The 21,266-nt window shown below is 57.7% G+C and carries 18 protein-coding genes; 8 read left to right on the forward strand and 10 right to left on the reverse strand.

The genetic code is table 11. From position 1 onward, the window contains the following. Positions 1-28: 28 nt before the first annotated feature. Entirely contained in the window at positions 29-3,964 is a 3,936-nt protein-coding gene (locus BDD14_RS22995; protein WP_130421584.1) for a TonB-dependent receptor, read from the reverse strand. Positions 3,965-4,425: 461 nt separating this feature from the next. Here BDD14_RS22995 and BDD14_RS23000 point away from each other — a divergent pair, with 461 nt between their 5' ends. Beyond that, complete coding sequence (locus tag BDD14_RS23000; RefSeq protein WP_130421586.1) at positions 4,426-4,644, forward strand: hypothetical protein; 219 nt, start codon at positions 4,426-4,428, stop codon at positions 4,642-4,644. A 298-nt stretch (positions 4,645-4,942) separates the two neighbouring features. Next, complete coding sequence (locus BDD14_RS23005; protein ID WP_130421588.1) at positions 4,943-6,175, forward strand: IS110 family RNA-guided transposase; 1,233 nt, start codon at positions 4,943-4,945, stop codon at positions 6,173-6,175. A gap of 781 nt (positions 6,176-6,956) precedes the next feature. Here BDD14_RS23005 and BDD14_RS23010 read toward each other — a convergent pair. After that, positions 6,957-7,934: a carbon-nitrogen hydrolase gene (locus BDD14_RS23010; RefSeq protein WP_130421590.1), complete on the reverse strand. Its 978-nt coding sequence runs from the start codon at positions 7,932-7,934 to the stop codon at positions 6,957-6,959. 320 nt (positions 7,935-8,254) lie between these two features. Here BDD14_RS23010 and BDD14_RS23015 point away from each other — a divergent pair, with 320 nt between their 5' ends. The 5 genes from BDD14_RS23015 to mdh all read left to right on the forward strand — a co-directional run bounded on the left by BDD14_RS23015 (position 8,255) and on the right by mdh (position 14,063). After that, on the forward strand, positions 8,255-9,682 hold the full coding sequence (locus BDD14_RS23015; RefSeq protein WP_130421592.1) for a glutamine synthetase family protein: 1,428 nt from the start codon (positions 8,255-8,257) through the stop codon (positions 9,680-9,682). A 603-nt stretch (positions 9,683-10,285) separates the two neighbouring features. Continuing rightward, positions 10,286-10,687: a hypothetical protein gene (locus BDD14_RS23020; protein ID WP_165420209.1), complete on the forward strand. Its 402-nt coding sequence runs from the start codon at positions 10,286-10,288 to the stop codon at positions 10,685-10,687. Between the two features lie 28 nt (positions 10,688-10,715). After that, positions 10,716-11,498 carry an SIMPL domain-containing protein gene (locus BDD14_RS23025; protein WP_130421596.1) on the forward strand — a complete coding sequence of 261 codons (783 nt, stop codon included), beginning with the start codon at positions 10,716-10,718 and terminating at the stop codon, positions 11,496-11,498. A gap of 139 nt (positions 11,499-11,637) precedes the next feature. After that, a complete protein-coding gene (locus BDD14_RS23030; RefSeq protein WP_130421598.1) occupies positions 11,638-13,044 on the forward strand; it encodes an NADP-dependent isocitrate dehydrogenase in 1,407 nt (468 codons plus the stop codon). Positions 13,045-13,133: 89 nt separating this feature from the next. Further along, positions 13,134-14,063, forward strand: coding sequence for a malate dehydrogenase (gene mdh, locus BDD14_RS23035; RefSeq protein ID WP_130421600.1), 930 nt, complete (start codon positions 13,134-13,136; stop codon positions 14,061-14,063). 106 nt (positions 14,064-14,169) lie between these two features. Here the strand turns inward: mdh and BDD14_RS23040 are convergent, their stop codons facing one another. The 3 genes from BDD14_RS23040 to BDD14_RS23050 all read right to left on the reverse strand — a co-directional run bounded on the left by BDD14_RS23040 (position 14,170) and on the right by BDD14_RS23050 (position 16,175). Continuing rightward, positions 14,170-14,691, reverse strand: a complete 522-nt coding sequence (locus BDD14_RS23040) for a peptidylprolyl isomerase (RefSeq protein ID WP_130421602.1) — start codon at positions 14,689-14,691, stop codon at positions 14,170-14,172. Positions 14,692-14,755: 64 nt separating this feature from the next. Beyond that, a complete protein-coding gene (locus BDD14_RS23045) occupies positions 14,756-15,538 on the reverse strand; it encodes a peptidylprolyl isomerase (RefSeq protein ID WP_130421604.1) in 783 nt (260 codons plus the stop codon). Between the two features lie 61 nt (positions 15,539-15,599). After that, complete coding sequence (locus tag BDD14_RS23050) at positions 15,600-16,175, reverse strand: DUF1440 domain-containing protein (RefSeq protein ID WP_130421606.1); 576 nt, start codon at positions 16,173-16,175, stop codon at positions 15,600-15,602. A gap of 110 nt (positions 16,176-16,285) precedes the next feature. On the opposite strand from BDD14_RS23050, the gene BDD14_RS23055 reads away from it, so the two are divergent. Continuing rightward, positions 16,286-16,582 (forward strand): putative quinol monooxygenase, encoded by a 297-nt coding sequence (locus BDD14_RS23055; protein ID WP_130421608.1) that lies wholly within the window; start codon positions 16,286-16,288, stop codon positions 16,580-16,582. 127 nt (positions 16,583-16,709) lie between these two features. Here the strand turns inward: BDD14_RS23055 and BDD14_RS23060 are convergent, their stop codons facing one another. The 5 genes from BDD14_RS23060 to BDD14_RS23085 form a co-directional block, all read right to left on the reverse strand. Continuing rightward, positions 16,710-17,891 (reverse strand): dipeptidase, encoded by a 1,182-nt coding sequence (locus tag BDD14_RS23060; protein ID WP_130421610.1) that lies wholly within the window; start codon positions 17,889-17,891, stop codon positions 16,710-16,712. 555 nt (positions 17,892-18,446) lie between these two features. After that, a complete protein-coding gene (locus tag BDD14_RS23070; RefSeq protein WP_130421612.1) occupies positions 18,447-18,842 on the reverse strand; it encodes a GlcG/HbpS family heme-binding protein in 396 nt (131 codons plus the stop codon). A 249-nt stretch (positions 18,843-19,091) separates the two neighbouring features. After that, positions 19,092-19,853 (reverse strand): succinate dehydrogenase iron-sulfur subunit, encoded by a 762-nt coding sequence (gene sdhB / locus BDD14_RS23075; RefSeq protein WP_130421614.1) that lies wholly within the window; start codon positions 19,851-19,853, stop codon positions 19,092-19,094. Positions 19,854-19,864: 11 nt separating this feature from the next. After that, positions 19,865-20,860, reverse strand: a complete 996-nt coding sequence (locus tag BDD14_RS23080; RefSeq protein ID WP_130421616.1) for an acyltransferase family protein — start codon at positions 20,858-20,860, stop codon at positions 19,865-19,867. 127 nt (positions 20,861-20,987) lie between these two features. Then, entirely contained in the window at positions 20,988-21,200 is a 213-nt protein-coding gene (locus tag BDD14_RS23085) for a hypothetical protein (RefSeq protein WP_130421618.1), read from the reverse strand. Between the last annotated feature and the right edge of the window lie 66 nt (positions 21,201-21,266).

Raw genomic sequence — 21,266 nt, forward strand, 5'->3', positions numbered from 1 at the left:
CGCGAATCCAGTTCACGCCAGGCAGGATTTAGAAGGTAATGTGGCCCGCGAGCATGAATGCACGAGGATTGTTTCTTACCGAGCCGATGGTGCCGAAAGCCGCAGATCCCCAGACCGCATTGGGGGCATTGAAGATCGTGTGGTTCCAGGTGTTGAAGCAGTCCACTTCTACGAGGAACGCCATCCCCTCGCGCGGCAGAGCGAACGATCGCTTGATCGCCGTGTCTACATTTTGCGCGCCGGGATTGGTAAGGTGCAGCGCCCCGGTTCGGGGAGCATTGCCCAACAGATTGATCGCCGTGACACCCGCTGGCGAAATGACTGCTGGAGCCTTGAAGCCATTCGTGTCGAAGTATTTGACCGCCGTGCACCCGATACCCTGTCCCAGGTTGCATGCGGTGCGTCCGTTCGGCCCGGTACCGAAGCTGCCATTGATGCGAGCATTTCCGGAGAAGTTGGGGTTCAGGTCGGGCATACACTGCCCCTGGCCAGGTGAGTTGCAACCACCGTAGGTCACGAGAACCGGAGTACCGGATGAGTACGTGTAGATGCCCGATAGCTGCCACCCACTCGCAAGCGCTCTGCCGATCCAGCTGCTGCCGCCCATGTGTCCCTTGCCGAAGGGAAGACTCCAGACACCGAATGCATTAATAATGTGTGGACTGTTGACGACGGTCTGCGATCTTTCGATTCTGCCTTGGTGATAGCTTTGTGTGCCTCCCGAGATCGCTGCTGCTGGGATATCGAAGCCGCTACGGTTTGTCCCGTCGTTTCCGACGTTGCGCGACCATGTGTAATTCATTTGGAACGTCAGGCCGCGATACATTCTCTGTTCCATCGTGACCTGGAGAGAGTTATAGCTGTAGTTGCCGACATTGCCCCAGGTGTCCGTTACGCCACTATATTGCGGAAAGGCAACCAGGCCCTGCGTAATAGTCGCCGCGCCGTCGCCAGCCGCCGCCGCCGTCTGAAAATATGCCGGAATGTTGATTCCTGACATTGCAGCCTGTGCCCTCGCAACATTCTGCGGCGTTGCCGGAGCCTGCAATAGAGGCACATTGCCGCCATTCAGGCTGGTTCCAACCTGACTGCCGAGGCCGGCAAGGTATACCGGGTTGAGTTGATTCGACCAATACCCGCGGGCACCTCCTCCTGTATTGGTGGAATTGATAAGGTGATGGCTTTGATTGCCGACGTAGTTGATGCCAAGCGTCAGATTGTTGGTAAGAGCGCGCTGCATGCCCACGTTGTAAAACATAAAATTCGGAGCGCGGCTGGAGAAATACGGATCCGCATAAGACACACTGCTGGCTGTCACGATTCGACCGTTGCTCACGTAGTTTCCGGCATTCAACGCTTGAGATGCGATGCCAGGGACGGGGGCGGTAGGATAGACATATCCAGGACCGAAGAGCGAGGTGTTTGCGAGGCCGATGGATTGAAAATAGGGGCTGTTATTTAGATAAAAGGATGGTCCCGCCGCTGCGCCGGAGATACTCTCAGCCGGAGAAGCAGCCGTCGTATTGAAACCGAGCTGGCCAGTTCCACCGAACGCGCCGCCGCGGCCGCCGACGCCACCACCCTGTGAATAAACACGGCCGATACCGGCACGAAATACCGTTCTGTCGTCGGGGGCAAACGTAAGGCCTACACGCGGGCCCCAGTTCTTCCAGTAGGTCTGTACGGGAGTGCGGCAATTGCAACTGACCCCCGGTCCACCATAGTTTCCTGCAAATTGAATTGCTCCCGGAGTCCCTGTCGCGGGGTTCGTGAGGTCGGGGTTCAGGAAGCTCCAGCGGTCCTTGACCTCACGATAGGGAGGGAGATAGTCCCAACGAAGACCGGCATCAAGTGTGAACTTGGAGTTGATCTTCCAGGTGTCTCCCACATAAGGAGCGATCGTTCGGTATCGTCCTCCAACTTCGCTGACCGGCTGCAGGCCGAGAGAAATCGGAGCTACAGCGCCCAGCAGGAAGCTTGCGTAGGAATGACCAGAGGTGTTTGGAGATAGAGAACTTCCAGCAAAGTTAGCGGTTGAATTCGCGTTGTAGGGCAAATTCAAAACTCCTGTGTAAGTTGCGGGATTCGCATTATTGATCTGCTGCCACTGAATGGTGATGCCAAAGGTCAACGTGTGAGCTCCTTTGACCCACTGAAGATTGTCCAGCACGGTGTAGTTATTTGGCGTTGTCTGTTGGGTGGAGGTGGTGCTGCTAGGGGTCGTGCCCTGTGCTGCCTGCCATGTTTGGATCGGGTTGCCGAATCGACCGGTACTGGCAAAGGTTGCCGCGGGGAAATTCTGTCCTGCCTGACCTGCAGGAAGATTAGTGATCCCAAGCCCACCGATCTGATACCTGGAGTCGTTCTGAGTCGGATTCTGGATGTTCTGAAAGAAGCGCACATACCCAAACTTCAGCTGATTCACCATTGTGTTCGAGATGGTAAAGGCATCCTGAACATCGAAGACCTTTGGAAAGATATTCGCGAGGGTGCCACCCGTATACGGTAGCGGTAAGTAGGGCAAGTTGTAGTTATTAAGGTAATTGACCGTCCCCATGACGCCTACCGTCGAAATGCGGTGATCGGGAGTTATCTGGAAATCGACGCGATAGTTATAGAGATGATTATTAAAGCCCCTCGCCAGGCCGGCCGAGTAGTTGTTGGTTAGAGTGGAAGGATTCGTCGGATCGGGCAAAAACTGCTGCTGCGCCTTCGCGATCGGAGAGATGTAACTATCCGGGATGACATTGTTAGTAGCAACGCCATTCTTCATTCCCTGAAACGGCCTTCGTGTGCACACACCATTGCTGCAGGTTGTGGAGGTCGGGTCGAAAAGAAATGCCGGATTATCCGGTCCAATACCTGTAAGGCCGCCGGTGCCGACGCCGCCGTTCAGCTCCGTGAAATCGCCGTTTCGTTGAAGCACGCTGGGAATCGTGAAAGTCGTTGGATTTGCCTGTGTACGGTTGTGATATCGGTCATAAGCAAAGAAGAAGAAGACCCGCTTGGTGCCGGGAACATGGCCACCCAGCGTGACGGAAAGCTCGTTCTGGTGATCGACAGGCTTTTGCGAAACAAGCTGCCCCGCTGCATTTCTAGTCTTGCCGCTGAAGGGCCACGCATCAAGCGAAGTATTCCGGATAAAATCCTTCACGGAGCCGTGATACTTCAGGCCTCCCGACTTCATCGTGAAGTTCGACGCGCCCGCGCCGGCATACTCCACTGGGGGCGTGCTGGTGACGACCTGGATCTGATCGATAGCATCAACGGTTACGGCCTGCGATACCAGGCGGTTGTCCCCTTGTTGGCTCACGGTTTGCGCCGGAAGGCCGTCGAGGTAAAGCTGTCCCAGATAGTTGCCCGTGCCTCCGATGATCGGCAGACGTGCGCCGGCCGTGGCACCCGGTGAAAGCTGTGCAACGTAGGTCGGATCGCGCTGCTGGCCATTCATGGCCAGCGGAAGGTTCGCATAGGTGGTGTTCTCCACCGTGAGTCCAAGGGTCGCGTTGGTGGTTACCAGTTGTGGGGGAGCATCCGTCACTTCAACTGTCGTATCCGCCGCTCCGACCTTCATCGAAATATTGAGAGCCGTCATAGACAGAGCATTTGCGGTGAGGTTTTTCTGAACATAGTCACTAAAGCCTTGTGCCTTGACGCGCACCGTGTAGCTGCCCGGAAGAATCGGTGACACGGTGTAGAGTCCATCGCCGGTCGTCTGTCGCGTGAGAGCCACACCGGTAGCGTCATTCGTGACGGTTACGGTCGCATTAGGAATTGCCGCGCCCTCGGCATCGGTCACCGTACCCTGAATTCCGGCCTCTCCACCGGTTTGAGCCTTCAGGCCCATTGGCATAAAAGCGAGCAGGACCAGCAGAAAGACAAAGAACAGACGAGCTCTCTTGTCGTTTTGAAATGGTCTTGTCAGGGGTTCGCGCTTCTTCAGAGCGCTCATCATGTATCTCATAGATCCTCCAAGGGGTCGGTAAGGCTGGCTTTCTTTCGGAGAGAACTCTATGGGGCGCAAATTAGAAGTGTCAATAGGAAAATATTCTCCAATAGTAAAAATTGGCCGTATCAATTCCTTGTAGACAGGCTGTCGAGATCACGAATCAGGAGGGACTATTCTGCATAAGAATTACACCCATACACGAATGCGCTTCACAATTTGAAGAATTCAAACGGCAGAGAGCCCGTGAGGCAGACACCATCGGTCTGACCACTTTTTGGGGCTGGTTTTCATCGAATAGGCCATAAGGCCTAGGAGAACGTGGAGTCATTTGCCTGTAGTCGGTAAATTCGCCAAAAGCTAAAGTGCCTTACGGTATAGCGACAGTAGTGCATTGAACCAGCGAAAGCTGACGCGGCATTGTTACGACAGACTCCGCATCGGTAGATCCCAAAAGCGATACAAGGTCATGGAGCGCCTTGCTTGGAATCAGAAGCTTGCGTGCCGTTGTGAACGCCCGACAAGCCTCTGTGCTCGTCCTTCTCGGCCACAGCGAGACGGTGGCCGTCTGTAGCGAGCGGGCTGACGGGTCGAAGATGCAGCGGGCGCGAGAGCGCATGGAGGCGGTTCGGACGGCGGCGCGGGCGACCGGGCCTGAGCCGGAGCAGGCAGCGAAGATCGAACCGGAGGAGGGCTGACGATGGCGGAGTGAGGACGGAAGGCATTACCATGTGGGAGATCTTTTCACGCATGATAATCCCGGATGGCCGCGGAGCGGCCGCACCTGAGGATGAGAAGATCTGCCTTGACCGGCGTTAGTCGGCCGGAGAGAATTTTCTTGCGCACAGGCAAAAGGGTCGCGGACTTATTGGTGGTTTGACCCCGAATGATAATCTGACCCGCCGGCGGCTTACGTACACCTGACTGGTGCCTCTTCTGAGCCCGTAGAACAATATGCCCTGATCGCCGCCGGCTGCTTGTCCGCAAGGAGGAGCGTTGATCGAAGCAGTGATTGAGCGGTGTGCCGGCATCGATGTCGGCAAGAAGTTCGTGCTGGTCTGCGTGATGACCGGCGGCGCCAAGGACGAACCACGGACGCAGATCAAGAAGTTCGGCACCATCGTCAGTGAGCTCGACCGGCTGGCCGCCTGGCTGGTTAGCGAGGGGTGCACCCACGCCGTGATGGAGAGCACGGGGAGCTACTGGAAGCCGGCCTTCAACCTGCTCGAGGCGCACGTCCGGGTGATTCTTGCCAACGCTGCGGACGTGCAGAACCGGCGCGGGCACAAGACCGATCCGAACGACAGCCGCTGGCTGGCGCATCTTCTCCGTCACGGCATGATCCGGCCAAGCTTTATCCCGCCACTCGCTATCCGCGAGCTGCGGGATCTGACCCGTCGGCGTCGGCAGTTGATCGGGGAAAACTCCCGCGAGCGCAATCGCGTGCAAAAAGTCCTCGAGGATGCCAACGTCAAGCTGGGGGACGTGCTGTCGGATGTCTTCTGTGTATCCGGCCGCCTCATGCTCCAAGCACTGCTCGACGGCCATCTGAGCGCAGAACAGATCGCGGAGCTGGCCAAGAAGAAGGCCAGGATGAAGATCCCGCAGATCGCCGCATCCATCGCCGGCCATCGCCTCACCGATCATCAGCGCTTCTTGATCCGCCATGCCCTCCGGCATCTGCAGTTCCTGGAAGAAGAGGTAGAGGCGCTCAGTCAGGAGATCCTGCGCCGAATGGAAGACCCGGCTCTCGCGGAAGCGTTTCAGCTGCTGCAGAGCATCCCCGGCATCAAGGAAGAATCCGCCGCAAGCATCCTGGCCGAAGTCGGCGCCGACATGCAGCAGTTCCCAAGCGCCGCGCAGCTCAGCTCCTGGGCAGGCCTATGTCCCGCCAACCACGAAAGCGCCGGCGTAAAGAAGAGTGTTCGCACAAACCGAGGAAACGTCTGGCTCAAGGGTACGCTCACACAGAGCGCTTGGGCGGCCACCAACCGAAAGGGTTCACGACTCCAGGCTCGTTATCATGCTCTGCGTGTTCGCTGCGGAAACAAGCGCGCCATCGTTGCACTTGGCCATACCCTGCTGATCACAGTCCACGCAGTTCTCTCGACGCGATCACCCTACCGCGAAGCACAGTTGACCGAAGAAACACAACGACAGGAAGAGCGCGCTCGCTACCACTTACGCTGTCTGAAGAAGCTTGGTTACCCCACGCTGGCAGGCGAGTAGACCGACCTATTCTCAGAACAATGTCCTTTATGATGCGCTATCATCGCGCTATTCTTTCTCCACCATGACACTCGCGACGAACTCAAAGCCCTCATCGCCAGTTGCAAGAATCGCACTTCGAGCCGATTCGCATGATGCTGGAGCACCGTCTCCATCCTCCTTCACCGTCGCCCGAATTGGAGCACAGCGCTGGTCAAAAGGAAGGAGGAGAGAGATGCCCAATCGACATCCAACCTACGAAGCTGATTGGCGTGGACGTCGGTGCGCCTAGCTCGAGCCAGGTCTTCATCGAGAAAGACGACCACACCTTTATTGTCCGAACTATTGACCGAGAAAGATACGATTCGTTGACCAGCGAGATCTCTCACCTGGACGTGGACTGAATTGTAATTCTCCAGCCAAGGGCCGAATTGACTCCTCAACTTTTCGTAGAGCCAGCTCGGCGACGCTCATTTGGGAGTCATCCTTAATCTACTCCTGACGCTGCGGCTCCAAACCCACATCCCGTATTCGTTTTGACAACCCGTTATTTCCTGCTGTTTATAGGTAAATCGCAAAGACACACTAACTCCAGGTTGACACATTTTCGTTTTGAAAATGGTGTATACAGCATTTCTACTTGGCAAAAGTAGAGACATTTCTAAATGGCTTCAACAGGTAAGTCGTCCGTCACGTGGCCTTTTGCCGCGAATCGCACAATATTCGCCTGGACATGCCAGAACGCCTTCCGTGTAGCGGATGGAAGCGAGAGCTGCCGAAAGTTGGCTGTGACAATCCATATCTAGTCCAAAAAGCGTTTGGCTATGCCTTCGTAGGCGTCGATGCGGCGGTCGCGTAGGAAGGGCCAGTGCTGGCGGGTTACTTCGATGAGTTTGGAGTCGAGGTCGGCGATGAGGATCTCTTCTTTGTCGTAAGAGGCCTGGGCGAGGATGCGGCCGAAGGGGTCGGCGATGAAGCTGCCTCCCCAGAACTCGAGGCCTGATTGTGGGGTGTGGTCGCCGGGGCCGTGGAGCTCGACTGTGGCGGGGTTGCCGTCGGCGGCGGTGACCTTGAACTTCACGTCGCCATGCTCATGGCCTACGCGGTTTACGGCGCAGACGAAGACTCCGTTGGCGATGGCGTGGGCGCGCTGGGCGGTCTGCCAGGCGGAGTATTGGGCGTCGCCGAACTCATCCTTCTCGGAGGGGTGCCAGCCGATGGCGGTGGGGAAGAAGAGGACCTCGGCTCCGCGGAGGGCGGTGAGGCGGGCGCCTTCGGGGTACCACTGGTCCCAGCAGACGAGTGTACCGATGGGGCCGGAGGTGGTTTGCGTGGCCTTGAAGCCGAGGTCGCCGGGGGTGAAGTAGAACTTCTCGTAGTAGAGCGGGTCGTCGGGGATGTGCATCTTGCGATACATGTCGGCGATGCGGCCGTCCTTCTCGATGGTGACGGCGGTGTTGTGGTAGAGGCCGGGCGCGCGGCGCTCGAACAAGCTGGCGACGAGGACGACGCCGGTCTCGCTGCAGACGCGGGTGAGGACGTCGGTGGAAGGTCCGGGGATGGGCTCGGCGAGGCCGAAGAGGTCGTGGTCTTCGCGCTGGCAGAAATATTGAGCGCGGAAGAGCTCGGGCAGGCAGACGAGGGTGGCTCCCTGGCGGGCGGCTTCGTAGACGCGTTCGGCGGCCTTGTCGAGATTCAGCTTTGTGTCCGGATCGCAGGACATCTGGATGAGGGCGACGCGCTTGATTCCGGCGGGAGTGCTCGAGTGATTGTTCGTCATGGCTATAGCTCTATTTTATAGAGGTTGTGCCGTGAGGTTGTGGAGGCGTTCTGCGATTGGCGGGATCTTTATTGCGGGCGGGAACGGCAAGCAGCGGACGAAGCGTCCTACGCCGATGGTGGGCCGATGGTGCGGTGAAAAGCGGTGCTTTCAGGATGGAAAGGGTGGACCTCTCTTTATTTCCTGTGTAACTTTCTGTTAAGGTGGACGTAGGGTCTTCTGCCCGCGACGCCAGCGGATCCATTTCTCCATCATCCCCAAACGATCCTGTCAGCCGACCATGCCAGTCGTGTATCTCATTGCAGAAGGAGCAAAAGACGTTGAGCGAATTACGTGATTACCTGGAACTTTCTTACTCAGAACTCGAGGACCTCAACCTGCAGGCCAAGGAGCAGCGCCGGAAGCGCGTTGCTGCCGACGTCATCCAGGAAGAACGGCTCAAGTACCTGACCGATGAGCGCCGCATCAAGGCGGTTACGGTGCTGTTCAGCGACCTCGAAGGCCGGCTGCACATGCTGGACTATGACAAGAAGTTCCTGGTGAAGAGCTATGACAACCTGACGTTCGACGGATCGTCGATCCGCGGCTTTACGGCTCAGCGTGAGAGCGATCTGCGTCTGGGAATCGACTGGAGCGCGTTTTACTGGGCTCCGGCCGACGTCTTCGGACCGGGCAAGGTCCTGGTGTTCGGCGAGGTGATCGATAAGAACGGCGGAACCTACAGCGCGGACATTCGCGGCGTGCTGAAGGAGTTCTCGAATGAGATGTTCAGCACGCAGGGATACACGCTGAATGCGGCCAACGAGATCGAAGGCTTCCTGTTCGAGGGAATCGACGCGGAGCGCAAGTTCCACGATACGGGCGTGTTTGAGTACGTCAACAAGGGCGGCTATTACCACTCTTTGCCGGGCGACCCGCTGCGCGAGTTTATCGACACGTCCGCCGAAGTACAGCGCGCGATGGGCTTTGAGAACGAGAAGGACCACCCTGAGGTTGCGCCTTCGCAGTTCGAGATCAACTATACCTACGGCGAAGTGGTTGCAGCCGCTGACCAGATTCAGCTGTACAAGCTGATCTGCCGCCAGATTGCTACCCAGATGGGCATGACCGCGAGCTTCCTGCCGAAGCCGGTTGTGGGCGTGAACGGCTCGGGTATGCACACGAACGTTTCGATCACGAAGAACGGCAAGAACCTGTTTTGGGATCCGAAGGGCGAGGAGAAGGTCTCGCGGATGGCATGGCAGTTCACGGACCGCATTCTGACGCATGGCAACGACCTGTGCCTGCTGCTGAACGCGAGCGTGAATGCGTATCGTCGTCTCGATCCTCATTTCGAGGCTCCGAATCAGATCAAGGCATCGGCTGTGGATCGCGGATCGATGATTCGTATTCCGATCGGCAATGAGAAGTCGGCCCGTGTTGAGGTGCGCTCTGTAGGGCCGGATGCGAATCCGTACCTGGTGCTGTACTCGATCTTCAAGAGTGGCCTGCATGGCGACACCTCGAAGATCAAGAACCTTCGTCAGGCCGAGCGTTATCTGCCGGACAACATCTACACCGCGATTGAGCACTTCCGCGGCGCGGACTGGACCACGAAGCTGCTGGGAGCGGATGTAAAGGGACGTTATGCGGACCTGAAGCAGGCTTCGGCGGATCGCTGCCCACGGCTGCTGGGAACGATTGTGAAGGCACCTGAGGTGCAGTTCCACCACGACGTTTACAACCAGCTGCTCTGGAACATCTTCTAGGCTCTGGTTTCACGATAATTACGAAAGGCCCCGGAAAAGAACCGGGGCCTTTCTTGTTGATAACAAAGCTAACGAACGGTCTCCCCGATCCATGCTAAGGTTAGGCCGGTATGAACCCCTGGCTTCGTAAGTTTAGCTTGATGTTTGGGATAGTCCTGGCGCTGTGCGGTTGTGGAAGGTCAGGCAAATCGGTTCCGGCTGCACCGCTCGATACAAAGACACTCACGGGGAACTGGCTCCTCACGGGGATGCTTCCGAGTGTAGGGGGCCGATCACGGATCCGGCGGTGACGATGACCTTTGATGTGTCCGGTTCAAGTATCAGGGCCGGAGGATTTGCGAGTGTTCGTTGTGACAATACCTCCCGGCTGATGATCAATTTGGCCAACGCATTGCGGGTACAGTTTTGTCGGACGGAAGTTTTACGGCACAGTTGCCGAGCGCGATCTCGGCGTCAGGGACTGCTTTTTCAGTACAGGGAAGTGTACCGACGACGAGCCAGGGGTCTTGGTCGGGCAGCTACAACCTTTCCGTGGACACGCCAAGCTGCAGTGGCAAGTTCTCCGGGCCATTTACAGCAAGTTCCATTCAGGCTATGTCTGGAGTGTTTGCAGGAAACCGCAGTTTCACGATTCCAGGCGTGAAGACCGGACTGTCCCAGCAGGTCTCGGCGATGGTCAGGATGACCTTGCAGCAGGGAGCTAGCACGACCAACCCGCTTACCGGAGAGGTAGCTTATAGCAATGCGGCTCTCTCCGGCAGTATTCAGGTTGAGGGCCTAAGGTGCTTTACTTCGGGTGCGATCAGCACGAAATCACTTAGTGAAATCGACGGCAACCGGGTGACCCTGACCTTCGATATGGATGATGGATCGACCCTGCAGATGATGGGATCTCTGACAGACATGGCCGCAACACATCTTTCTGCCGACTTGTTTCTCGCGAATGGAGGAACTTGCGGTACCATCAGGAGCCTGGGAATCTCAGAGATGACTCAATTGAATTGATGTTTGTCTGGAGTGGAGATGCTTGCCTATGAATGATGTATGGAGTGGGCTAGAGGTGAGAGCCTCGGCGGTGCTGGGTGGGTGCCTCCTTTTGGGGTTGGTGCTTGGCGGGTGGCTGCTGGGAAAAGAGATCAAGGAGACGCGGCTGGCTGATCGGTATGTGACCGTGAAGGGGCTGGTAGAGCGGACGGTCAAGTCCGATAGCGCGGTTTGGCCCGTCACGTTCAAGGAGACGGGCAACGATCTGCAGCAGGTGTATGCGAAGAGCGAAGAGGACCGTGGCGCAGTGTTGAAGTTTTTTGCTGAGCAGGGAATCACTCCGCAGGAGATTTCGGTAGGGCAGATTCAGGTTACGGATAAGCAGGCCAACGAATATGGTGGGAATGTGAGCGCGGGCCCGCGGTATATCGTGCAGCAGACGGTGACGGTGAGTTCGAACGATGTGGATAAGATCGCGAAGGCGGGGCAGAAGACGGCGCAGCTGCTGCAGGCGGGCATCATCGTGGTGGGCGGGTATGGGCAGGGAATTCGTTACGTCTTCAACGGTCTGAATGCGCTCAAACCGGACATGATTACAGAGGCGACGAAGAATGCGCGCGCGTCTGCGGATCGCTTTGCGGCGGATTCGGGAAGTGAGGTTGGATCGATCCGGTCAGCGAATCAAGGCGTGTTTTCCATATCGGCAGCGGATGCGGGGAGTGGAGTGGCGCCAGGCGAAGACGGTGGGGGCGGCGGCGGGCAGGGGCCGGATGCGAGCATCATGAAAAAGGTTCGCGTGGTGGCGACGGTGGATTACTACCTGGTGAAGTAGGATTTTTCTTAATGCCTTTGCGGGCGTCAGAGCGTGTGGCGATGTTCGATTATCGTATTCATCGTGCGAATATTGCCAGAGCTTCTTTGTGGATGATAGTTTGGTTTTCTCATCACCTATGAGGGGAGACGATTTAGTTATGCAGGAGAGCTACAACGGGATTGCGGTGCCCAAGGACGGCGCGCCGATTCAGTATGCCAACGGAAAGTACACGGTTCCCGATAACCCGATCGTCCCGTTTATTGAAGGCGATGGCACGGGACGCGATATCTGGAAGGCCTCGCAGCGTGTGTTCGACGCGGCGGTGGAGAAGGCCTATGGCGGCAAGCGCGCGGTGAAGTGGTTCGAGGTGCTGGCCGGCGAGAAGGCGTACCGCCAGACGCAGAACTGGCTTCCCGATGATACGGTGAAGGCGACGGTGGACTATCGCGTGTCGATCAAGGGGCCGCTGACCACACCAGTAGGCGGAGGTATTCGCTCGCTGAATGTGGCTCTGCGGCAGCTGATGGACCTGTATCAGTGCGTTCGTCCGGTGAAGTATTACGCTGGCGTACCGAGCCCGGTAAAGCACCCCGAGAAGCTAGATGTTGTCATCTTCCGCGAGAACACGGAGGACATCTACGCGGGCATCGAGTTCCGCGAGGGAACGCCGGAGGCGGCGAAGTTCATCAGCTTCGTGAATGACGAGATGCTGAAGGGCAGCAAGAAGAAGATCCGTACGGATTCCGGCGTGGGCGTGAAGCCGATCTCGATCACGGGCTCGAAGCGCCTGGTCCGCGCAGCAATTCAGTATGCGCTGGATAACAATCGCAAGGTTGTCACTCTGGTGCACAAAGGCAACATCCAGAAGTTCACCGAGGGCGCGTTCCGCGAGTGGGGATACGAGGTTGCGTCGCAGGAGTTTCGCGACCAGACGGTGACGGAGCGCGAGAGCTGGATTCTTGGGAACCTTGAGGCGAATCCGAACCTGACACCTGAGGAGAACGCCGCACTGATCGAGCCGGGAATCGAGTTTGCCGCGAAGGAGTTTGGCGAAGGTGTTGTGGCCGAGGTGAAGCAGGTGATCGCTTCGATCGGCGCATCGCATGGCGATGGCAAATGGAAGAAGAAGATCCTGGTCAACGACCGGATCGCCGATTCGATCTTCCAGCAGATCATTCTGCGGCCTGAGGACTACAGCGTTCTGGCTACGACGAACCTGAACGGCGACTACATCTCCGACGCTGCTGCGGCTCAGGTGGGTGGACTTGGAATTGCTCCGGGCGGAAACATTGGCGATGGATATGCCGTGTTCGAAGCGACGCATGGAACGGCGCCCAAATATGCGGACAAGGACGTGATCAATCCGGGTTCGGTGATCCTGTCGGGCGTGATGCTGTTCGACTTTATGGGTTGGACGGAGGCTGCACGTCTGATTGAGAAGTCGATGGAAAAGACGATCGGACAGAAATTTGTCACGTACGACTTCGAGCGAGGAATGCAGGGCGCGACGAAGGCGAAGACGAGCGAGTTCGCGACTCGGATGATTGAGAATATGTCTAAGTAATGTTGTTGAAGAGAGGAGTCTGATGAAAAGCAGACTCCTCCGCTTCAATATGAATGACAGCCATAAAGATTTTGCCGCAAGGAGAAGAGATGCGTAAGAAGGTAACGATTGTCGGTGCTGGAAATGTTGGGGCTACTGCTGCTCATTGGATTGCTTCGAAGGAACTTGCCGATGTTGTTTTGATCGACGTTGTTGAGGGTGTGCCGCAGGGCAAGGGGCTGGATCTGCTGGAGGCGCTGCCGATCGAGAAGCGCGACGTGTCGGTGATCGGCACGAACGACTATGCAGACACGGCGAACTCGGACATCGTAGTGATTACGGCTGGCATTGCGCGTAAGCCGGGCATGAGCCGCGACGACCTGTTGAATACGAACTTCAACATCATGAGCGATGTTGCGGGCAAGGCGCTGGCGGCCTCGCCGAACGCAATCTTCATCATCGTTTCGAACCCGCTAGATGCGATGGCACAGACGGCGTTCAAGAAGCTGGGGCTGCCGCGTGAGCGCGTGATCGGTATGGCGGGTGTGTTGGATTCGGCTCGCTTCCGCACATTCATTGCCGAGGAGTTGAAGGTTTCGGTCGAGAATGTGACGGCGTTCGTGCTTGGTGGCCATGGCGACACGATGGTTCCGCTGTCGCGCTACTCGACCGTGGCTGGAATTCCGATCACGGAGTTGATTCCGGCTGATCGCCTGAAAGAGCTGGAGACGCGCACGGCCAATGGCGGCGCGGAGATCGTCAAATACCTGAAGACGGGCTCGGCTTACTATGCTCCGTCGGCGGCTGCCGTCGAGATGGTCGAGGCGATTCTGAAGGACAAGAAGAAGATTCTTCCCTGCGCAGCTTATCTGCAGGGCGAGTATGGCATCTCCGGGCTTTATGTCGGTGTGCCGTGCAAGCTGGGATCGAAGGGGTTGGAGCAGATCATCGAGATCAAGCTGACGCCTGAAGAGCAGGCTGCGCTGAACAAGAGTGCCGATGCGGTGAAGGAGCTCTGCACGGTGATTGGGGTCGCTTAACTGGCGCGACAGGCGAAATACTGAGATTCTTTCGCTTCGCTCAGAATGATGACCAAATGAAGAAGCCCGCATGACGCGGGCTTTTTCATTTGGTTGGAGCAGTAGCTTACGCTACGCGCTCGATAGTGACGGACTCGAGGACGACGGGGGTTTTGGGGCGGTCCATGCCGTCGCGGGAGACCTTGGAGATCTTCTCGACGATGTCATAGCCTTCGACGACTTCACCGAAGATGGTGTGTTTTCCGGTGAGCCAGCTGGTGGGGGCTACGGTGATGAAGAACTGGCTGCCGTTGGTGTTGGGGCCGGCGTTGGCCATGGCGAGCTTGCCCTTCTCCTGGAAGCCGTGCTTCGAGCCGCGGGTCTCGTCGGCGAACTTGTAGCCGGGGCCGCCCATGCCGGTGCCTTCGGGATCGCCGGCCTGGATCATGAACTCGGGAATGACGCGGTGGAAGACGGTTCCGTCGTAGAGTTTGTCGCCCTTCTTGCTGCGGCTCTCCCACGGCTTGGTTCCTTCGGCGAGGCCGATGAAGTTCGCGACGGTCTCGGGGGCGTCCTTCTCGAAGAGCTCGGTGACGATGGTTCCTTCAGACGTGTTGAAGATTGCGTAGGTTCCTGGCTTTCTTGCCATGTTTTCTCCTTTGAAGATCGAACGTTGTGAGTGAGGCCCTTCGAACAGGGTGAAGGGCAAAGAATTATTGCGGCGGCGGGGCGGGAGCGGCCGGTGCGGGAGCAGGAAGCGCGGGCTCGGGAGGCATGGGCTGGCCGTCGCGGACGATGGTGATCTTGTTGATAACGACGGGCGTGTTGGGCTTGTCGTCCTGATTGCGCTCGACGCGGGCGATGGAGGCGACGAGCAGGACGGTGTGAGCGTCGCACTGTCCGAAGATGGTGTGTTTGCCGTCGAGCTGCGGGACGGGCTCTTCAGTGATGAAGAACTGCGAGCCGTTAGTGCTGGGACCGGAGTTCGCCATGGCGAGACGGCCGGGCTCGTCGAAGGTCAAGGTCGGGTCGAACTCGTCTTTGAAGAGATAGCCGGGGTCGCCACGTCCATCGCCGAGCTTGTCGCCGCCCTGAATCATGAAGCCGGGGATGACTCGGTGGAAGGTGGTGCCGTTATAGAAGGGCTGGCCATGGACCTTCTGGAGGGTCTTGGGGTCGGTCCAATCTTTGGAGCCATCGGAGAGACCGATGAAGTTTGCGACGGTGACGGGAGCCTGCTGGTCGTAGAGTTTGCAGGTGAGCCGGCCCATGCTGGTGTCGATGACTGCGGTAGGCCCTGTCGGCGTTACGGGCGCTTTGGCCTGGCTGGTGGTGCTGGGAGCGTCGGGTAGCGCGTCCGAGGAGGGCGCCGGAGCTGGCTGGGTCTGCGGTGTCGGAGACTGGGGAACGGGCGACGTAGGTGACGCGGGCTGAGACTGGGCCATGGCCGAGCCACTGCCGAGGGCCAGGGCAAGTGCGAGAAGACGAAACGTCATGCGTAGCTTAACTCCATGGAACAGGCTATCGCAGACGCTCCGATGGAGCAATTCCGCACCGCTACATGAAGCGGCGGAGAAGGCTGCGTACGAGTTCCAGAGACCCGCCATAGACGACATGTGCGGCCCAGTGCTGAAGGTGATCGGGAGCGGGTGTTTGGGCGGGAGATGGGGAGAGCTGGAATGCCGGAACGGCGACTTCGTCTGCGGCGAGGAAGAGAAGCGTGCCATAGGCCGTGCCTCCGCCGGTCGTGACCTCGGGGACGAGCTCGGCGGTGACACCGTAAACCGCGCCCATGAGGGTTCCAAAGGCGTAGTGGACGGCCTGGCCTGCTTTTTTCTTGTCCTGCTGCGGAAGCTCTTTGCCCGCGACCGAGGCAATTTTGCGGGCGACTTTTTCGGTGGAGCCTTCCTGCTGTGCGGCTTCTTCTTCCTTTTGCCGCTGGTCGCGCTCGATGGCCTCTTTGGATTCGTGATGTGCGAGCCGCACCTGCTTTTCGGCGGCTTTCTGGCCAGCCGAGGTCAGCTTCAGGAACTGGTCCATGATGAGGGTGGCGGCGATGCCTGCGGTGATGCCGGTGACGACTCCGCGAAAGACGTTGGGATGATGCCTGCGCCGGAAGATCCTTTGAATCACATTGCACCTCGATCTGCTTCACAAATATTTACACAAGTGTGATGCGGATTCCGAGGACAAGGCGTGACTGCCGGAGTTGTTGGGCATCCAACGGTGAAAGGAGATTTACGATGCCGACGCTTGCACTTTACGTTCCGTTGAAACCGAAGCCAGGGAAAGAGGCGGAGTTGAAAGAGTTTTTGAAGCAGGGTGCGCAGATGGCCGCACAGGAGCCGGGTACAGTGACCTGGTATGCCATTGACGAAGGTGAGGGCCGCTGCGCGATCTTCGATACCTTCAATGACGAGGCCGGGCGGGACGCTCATTTGAATGGGCCGATCGCGAAGGCACTGATGGCCAAAGCAGACGAACTGCTGGACGGGCCGGTCCAGATTCATAAGCTAGGGATTTTTGCGGTCAAGGGGTAGGCGTCTCTTCAGGACTTATGCACGAGAGGACGTAAGAACCAATTTGAACTGGTAAAGTTTCGCCGGTTCCGGTTTCTCGGAGCCGGCGAAATGATTTTAAGAAACGATCTTCCTTCAGCCGCGATTCCTATTGGCCTTGTCCGGGTGCGATGACAGGTGGCTTCTGCTGTGCGGCCTGTACGTCGCGGAAGACGCGCAGAAGGTTGCCCCCTAAGAGCTTGTGCATGTCGTCGGCAGTGTAGCCTCGTGCCATCAGCGCGGCGGTGATCTTCGGCAGATCGGCGGCGGAGTCGATTCCCTCGGGGGGGACGGGGATGCCGTCGAAGTCGGTGCCGATGCCGACGTGGTTGATCCCGGCCACTTTGATGACGTGATCGAAGTGGGCTATCAGCGAATCGAACGGTGCCCGTCCGATCTGTGCGGCGTACTTGCGGTCGATCTTGTCGGAGGCCACAAAAGGCACAGGCAGACCTTTGGCTTTGTATTCGGCCTCGAGGGCTTCCTGTTCTTTTTCGCGTTCGGGTTTCGATGCGTTCCATGCCTGTCGCCACTGCTCGTCGATGAAAGCGGGGAAGAAGTTGACCATGACGACCCCGTTGTTTTTGGCGACGGCGCGCAGCATCTCGTCGGTCATGTTGCGCTGTGCGTTGGTGAGGGCGCGGGCGGAGGAGTGCGAGGCGATGACGGGGGCTTTCGTGGTCTCGATGACGTCCCAGAAGGTCTTGTCGGAGACGTGGGAGATGTCGACCAGCATGCCGAGGCGGTTCATCTCGGCGACGACCTGCTTGCCGAAGGGAGTGAGGCCGTTGTGATGGAGGATGGTGGGATCGTCGATGTCGCCGGAAGAGTCGGCCCAGTCATTGGTGTTGGACCAGGTGAGGGTCATATAGCGGACGCCGAGGCGGTAATAGTCGCGCAGCAGACCGAGAGAGTTCTCGATGGAGTGACCGCCTTCGATTCCCATCAGGACGGCGAACTTTCCCTGCTTGTGCGCGGCGAGGATCTGGTCGGCAGTGACGCAGAGGGCGAGTTTATCGGGAGCGCGACGAACCTGCTCAAGTGTGCCGTCGATGAGGTCGAGGGTACGGCGGGCTGAGGCGTTGGCGGGATACTGGCTGGGGTCAACCCAGATGGAGAAGAACTGCGCGTCGAGGTTGCCCTTCTTTGCGCTGTCGTAGTTGAGCATGCCGCCGTTCAAGGGATCGGTGAAGTTCCAGTGCTCATCAACGAAACGCTGCGGCGTGTCGGCGTGGGTGTCGATGACGATGGAAGAGTTGTGAACCACGACAGGATTCTGGGTTGCGCTCATTGTTTCCTTGTGGGCCCGGCTGGTTGCCTGGGCGTGTGAAAAAGGTCCGACGCTCGGCAAAAGAGTGCAGGCGGATAACGCAATGATGCGCATAAAACGCTGCTTTTCATTTGTTTGAGTGGGGACGCGAAAGCTCATAGGCTATGAGCGATTGTAGCAACACTCGAGGACGGCAACCGCATACGAGGCAGGGTCATCTCTCCATGCAGAGAGGTTGAATCATAGCACAAGGACTGAACTCGACCAAGACAGGAGCACGGCCGGCACACGAAGCGATTGAACAGAACGCCAGCGCGACTGAGGTCGGCAAGACAGCCCAGCAGAGAGCAGATGATGAAGCGATGCAGAGCGCCAAGCGCGCCCAGAATCGCATCCACAGCAACGAGAACAAGACGCATGGAAATACGATGTTCACGAAATAGGCAGGCGGAGACAAGGTAAGGGAAACCGACCTTTAGAAGTAGTGAGTGAAACGAAACGTACTTGTCCTCCTAACAAGAAAGAGTGGCTCCCGATTTCGGGAGCCACTCTTTTTCTTGCCGCTTTGATGCAAGATCAGAATGCGGCTGTGCCTGCCTCGGCTACGGCGTGATCCTGCTCGCCGGAGCCCCCACTGACTCCGATCCCCCCGACAACCTTTCCGTCCTTCTTGAGAGGAATGCCACCGGCGAAGATCATCACTTTGCCATCGTTGGACGCGTGAATTCCGAAGAACTGGTCGCCCGACTGCGAGTTTGCCGCAAGATCTTTGGTGGTGATATCGAAGGCGCGCGAGGTCCAGGCCTTCTTGATGGAGATGTCGATGGAGCCGATCCATGCGTTGTCCATGCGGACGTGGGCGACGAGGTTTCCACCGGCATCGGCCACAGCAATGTTCATGGGCTGGCCGATTTCAGCGGCTTTCTTTTCGGCGGCGGCGATGATACGGCGAGCATCTGCGAGCTGGATCATGTTTATTTCTCCTGTGGGGAGCTTAACCTCTTTGGTGCCTGCATGTGTAGGGACCGTCTCTGAAATGCAGAAAATTCAAATTCCCGGGCGCGGAAGTTCACGTGGAAGGAATAAAAGGCGTGCTTTTCGTTGGGTGCGGTAGCGGTCTAATCGGAAGCCAGCTGCAAAGTCAAGACGGGTGTCCAACGGATCGCGATAAAGCGGCGATGATGGGACACCCGACCGATTTGTATTGCCTGGTGAGCCTGATTAGCGGGTGAAGATATCTTTGACCTGCTGGATGAATACGTCGCGGCCCATGTCGCTGATGGCCTCGGTGAGAGGGAGTTCCTTGGGGCAGGCCTGGACGCAGTTCTGCGCGAAGCCGCACTCCTGGATGCCGCCGTCTCCCGCGAGAGCGCGAAGACGATCTTCGGAGAGGACTGCGCCGGAGGGGTCCATGTTGAAGAGCTTGGCCTGAGCGATGGTTGCAGCTCCGACGAAGTTGGTGACGTCGTTGAACTGGGGGCATACCTCCATGCAGCAGCAGCAGGAGATGCAGTTGGAGAGCGGATAGCGCTGCTCCTGCACCTGCGGGAACTGACGGGGGCCCGCACCGAGGTCGTAGGTTCCGTCGATGGGAACCCAGGCCTTGACCTTCTTGAGGTTTTCGAAGAGGACGGAGCGGTCGACGGCGAGATCGCGCACGACAGGAAACTTCGAGAGCGGTGCCAGCGTGATGGGCTGGGCCATATCGGAGCCCATCAGCTTGTCGACCAGGGCGGAGCAGGCCATGCGAGCTTTGCCGTTGATGAGCATGGCGCAGGAGCCGCAGATCTCCTCGAGGCAGTTCGAGTCGTAGGTGACGGGCGTAGTGGCCTTGCCGGTGATATCGACGGGATTGAGTGCAATCTCTCCGAGCAGCGAGGTGATATTCATCCCCGGACGATGGGGGATCTCGAACTTCTCGGTTACGGCTGGGGCATCGGGGTTGGCTTGTCGCTTGATCTCGACTTTGATTGTGCTGGGCATGATCGATTTCCTTAGCTGGGGGTAACGGCGGGATAGCGGTTTTTAATTCGCCGCGAATGAGCAAGAGCTAGAGAGGGCTTTTCTACGAAGAACCAGGACAGAACGGCGGCGATGGCAATCGTGATGAGGGTGAGGACGAGCGCAACCCACGGGCGGGTATGGTAGAGTCCCGTGGTGACAAAGAGCTGAATGATGGGCCAATGGAGAACGTAGATCCCATAGGAAAAATCTCCCCAGCGCGTGGGGCCTTTGACTGTGGGGAAGAGCAGCGAGGCGCTGAGGGTGAGGGTGGCGACGCCCGCGGGACGAAGGGCGAACCATCCCGTGGCCAGATGGCCGATGTACAGAAGCGCGGCGGCTACGGTAAGCCACTTGCCATAGGTCTCAAACCACCGAAGGTGGTAGTGGATGAGCGCGCCGATCATGAAGAAGGAGAGCTGGCCCGGAAGCTGGAGCGCGAATGTATTGTGATCGGCCATTGCGACGCGATAAACGATCGATAGGACGAACAAAGTCCATAGAACGGCGTCGCGGTTGAGCCGACGGCAGAGCCAGACGATGACCGGGACGAGGATGTAGAACATGACCTCGATCTTGATGGTCCAGAGGGCTCCATTCATCCCGTCGAACGGATTCGAGGCGAAGACACCGGGAATTGAGCCGGCGAGGAAGTTGGCAAACGTGAGGTTTGCAAACAGAAAGCGAGCGACATGAAAGCTGCCGTAGAAGAAGGCGACAAAGAGGCAGAATACCGTCGCGAGCCAATATCCGGGAAGGATGCGCGCCGCCCGCTTGATGAAGTAGTCGTGAAGCGAGGACGAGCGCTCGTAGCTGGCAAAGATCAAAAAGCCGGAGATGGCAAAAAAACCCTCAACCGCGAGATGACCGCTGAAGTAACGCGGAAAAGCCTCGAAGGCAGGTGCTCCGCTGATGTATCCGACGTGAAAAAAAACGACAACCGCAGCCAGGAGCAGGCGGATAATGTCGAAGTTGTTCTGACGGCTCATAAAGAACCCATCCTCATGCGAGAGATGGGGAGATACCGATCAGAAACTATGTGGGGCGGTGAGATAGCGGACTCGTAGAGAGAGACAGAACTTTCCCGCAGGCGGGAGAAGGAGACTGCGTCGTGAACTAGGAAATACCGCCTATTCTGCCGGTACGTTCTTTTTCCAGTGTCACGAGAGAAATTCCCTCTTCCTCGCTGGTGAGATGTCTTCCTGAGGCTTCGATCTGCTTGATTCTCTTCTTTACGCGCCTGTTGTACAGAAGGATGTAACTCCAGACCGCGATAAAGATCGTCGGAAGCACCAGGAAGACAAAGTAGTTGGAGACTGTCTCTGTCATGCCCGGTTAGATGGCGCAAGCGAGTTGTAAGGGTACCTGGCTGCATAAGTCTGGTGGTACTGTTTT

The organism is Edaphobacter modestus, from assembly GCF_004217555.1.
Classification (GTDB): Bacteria; Acidobacteriota; Terriglobia; order Terriglobales; family Acidobacteriaceae; genus Edaphobacter; species Edaphobacter modestus.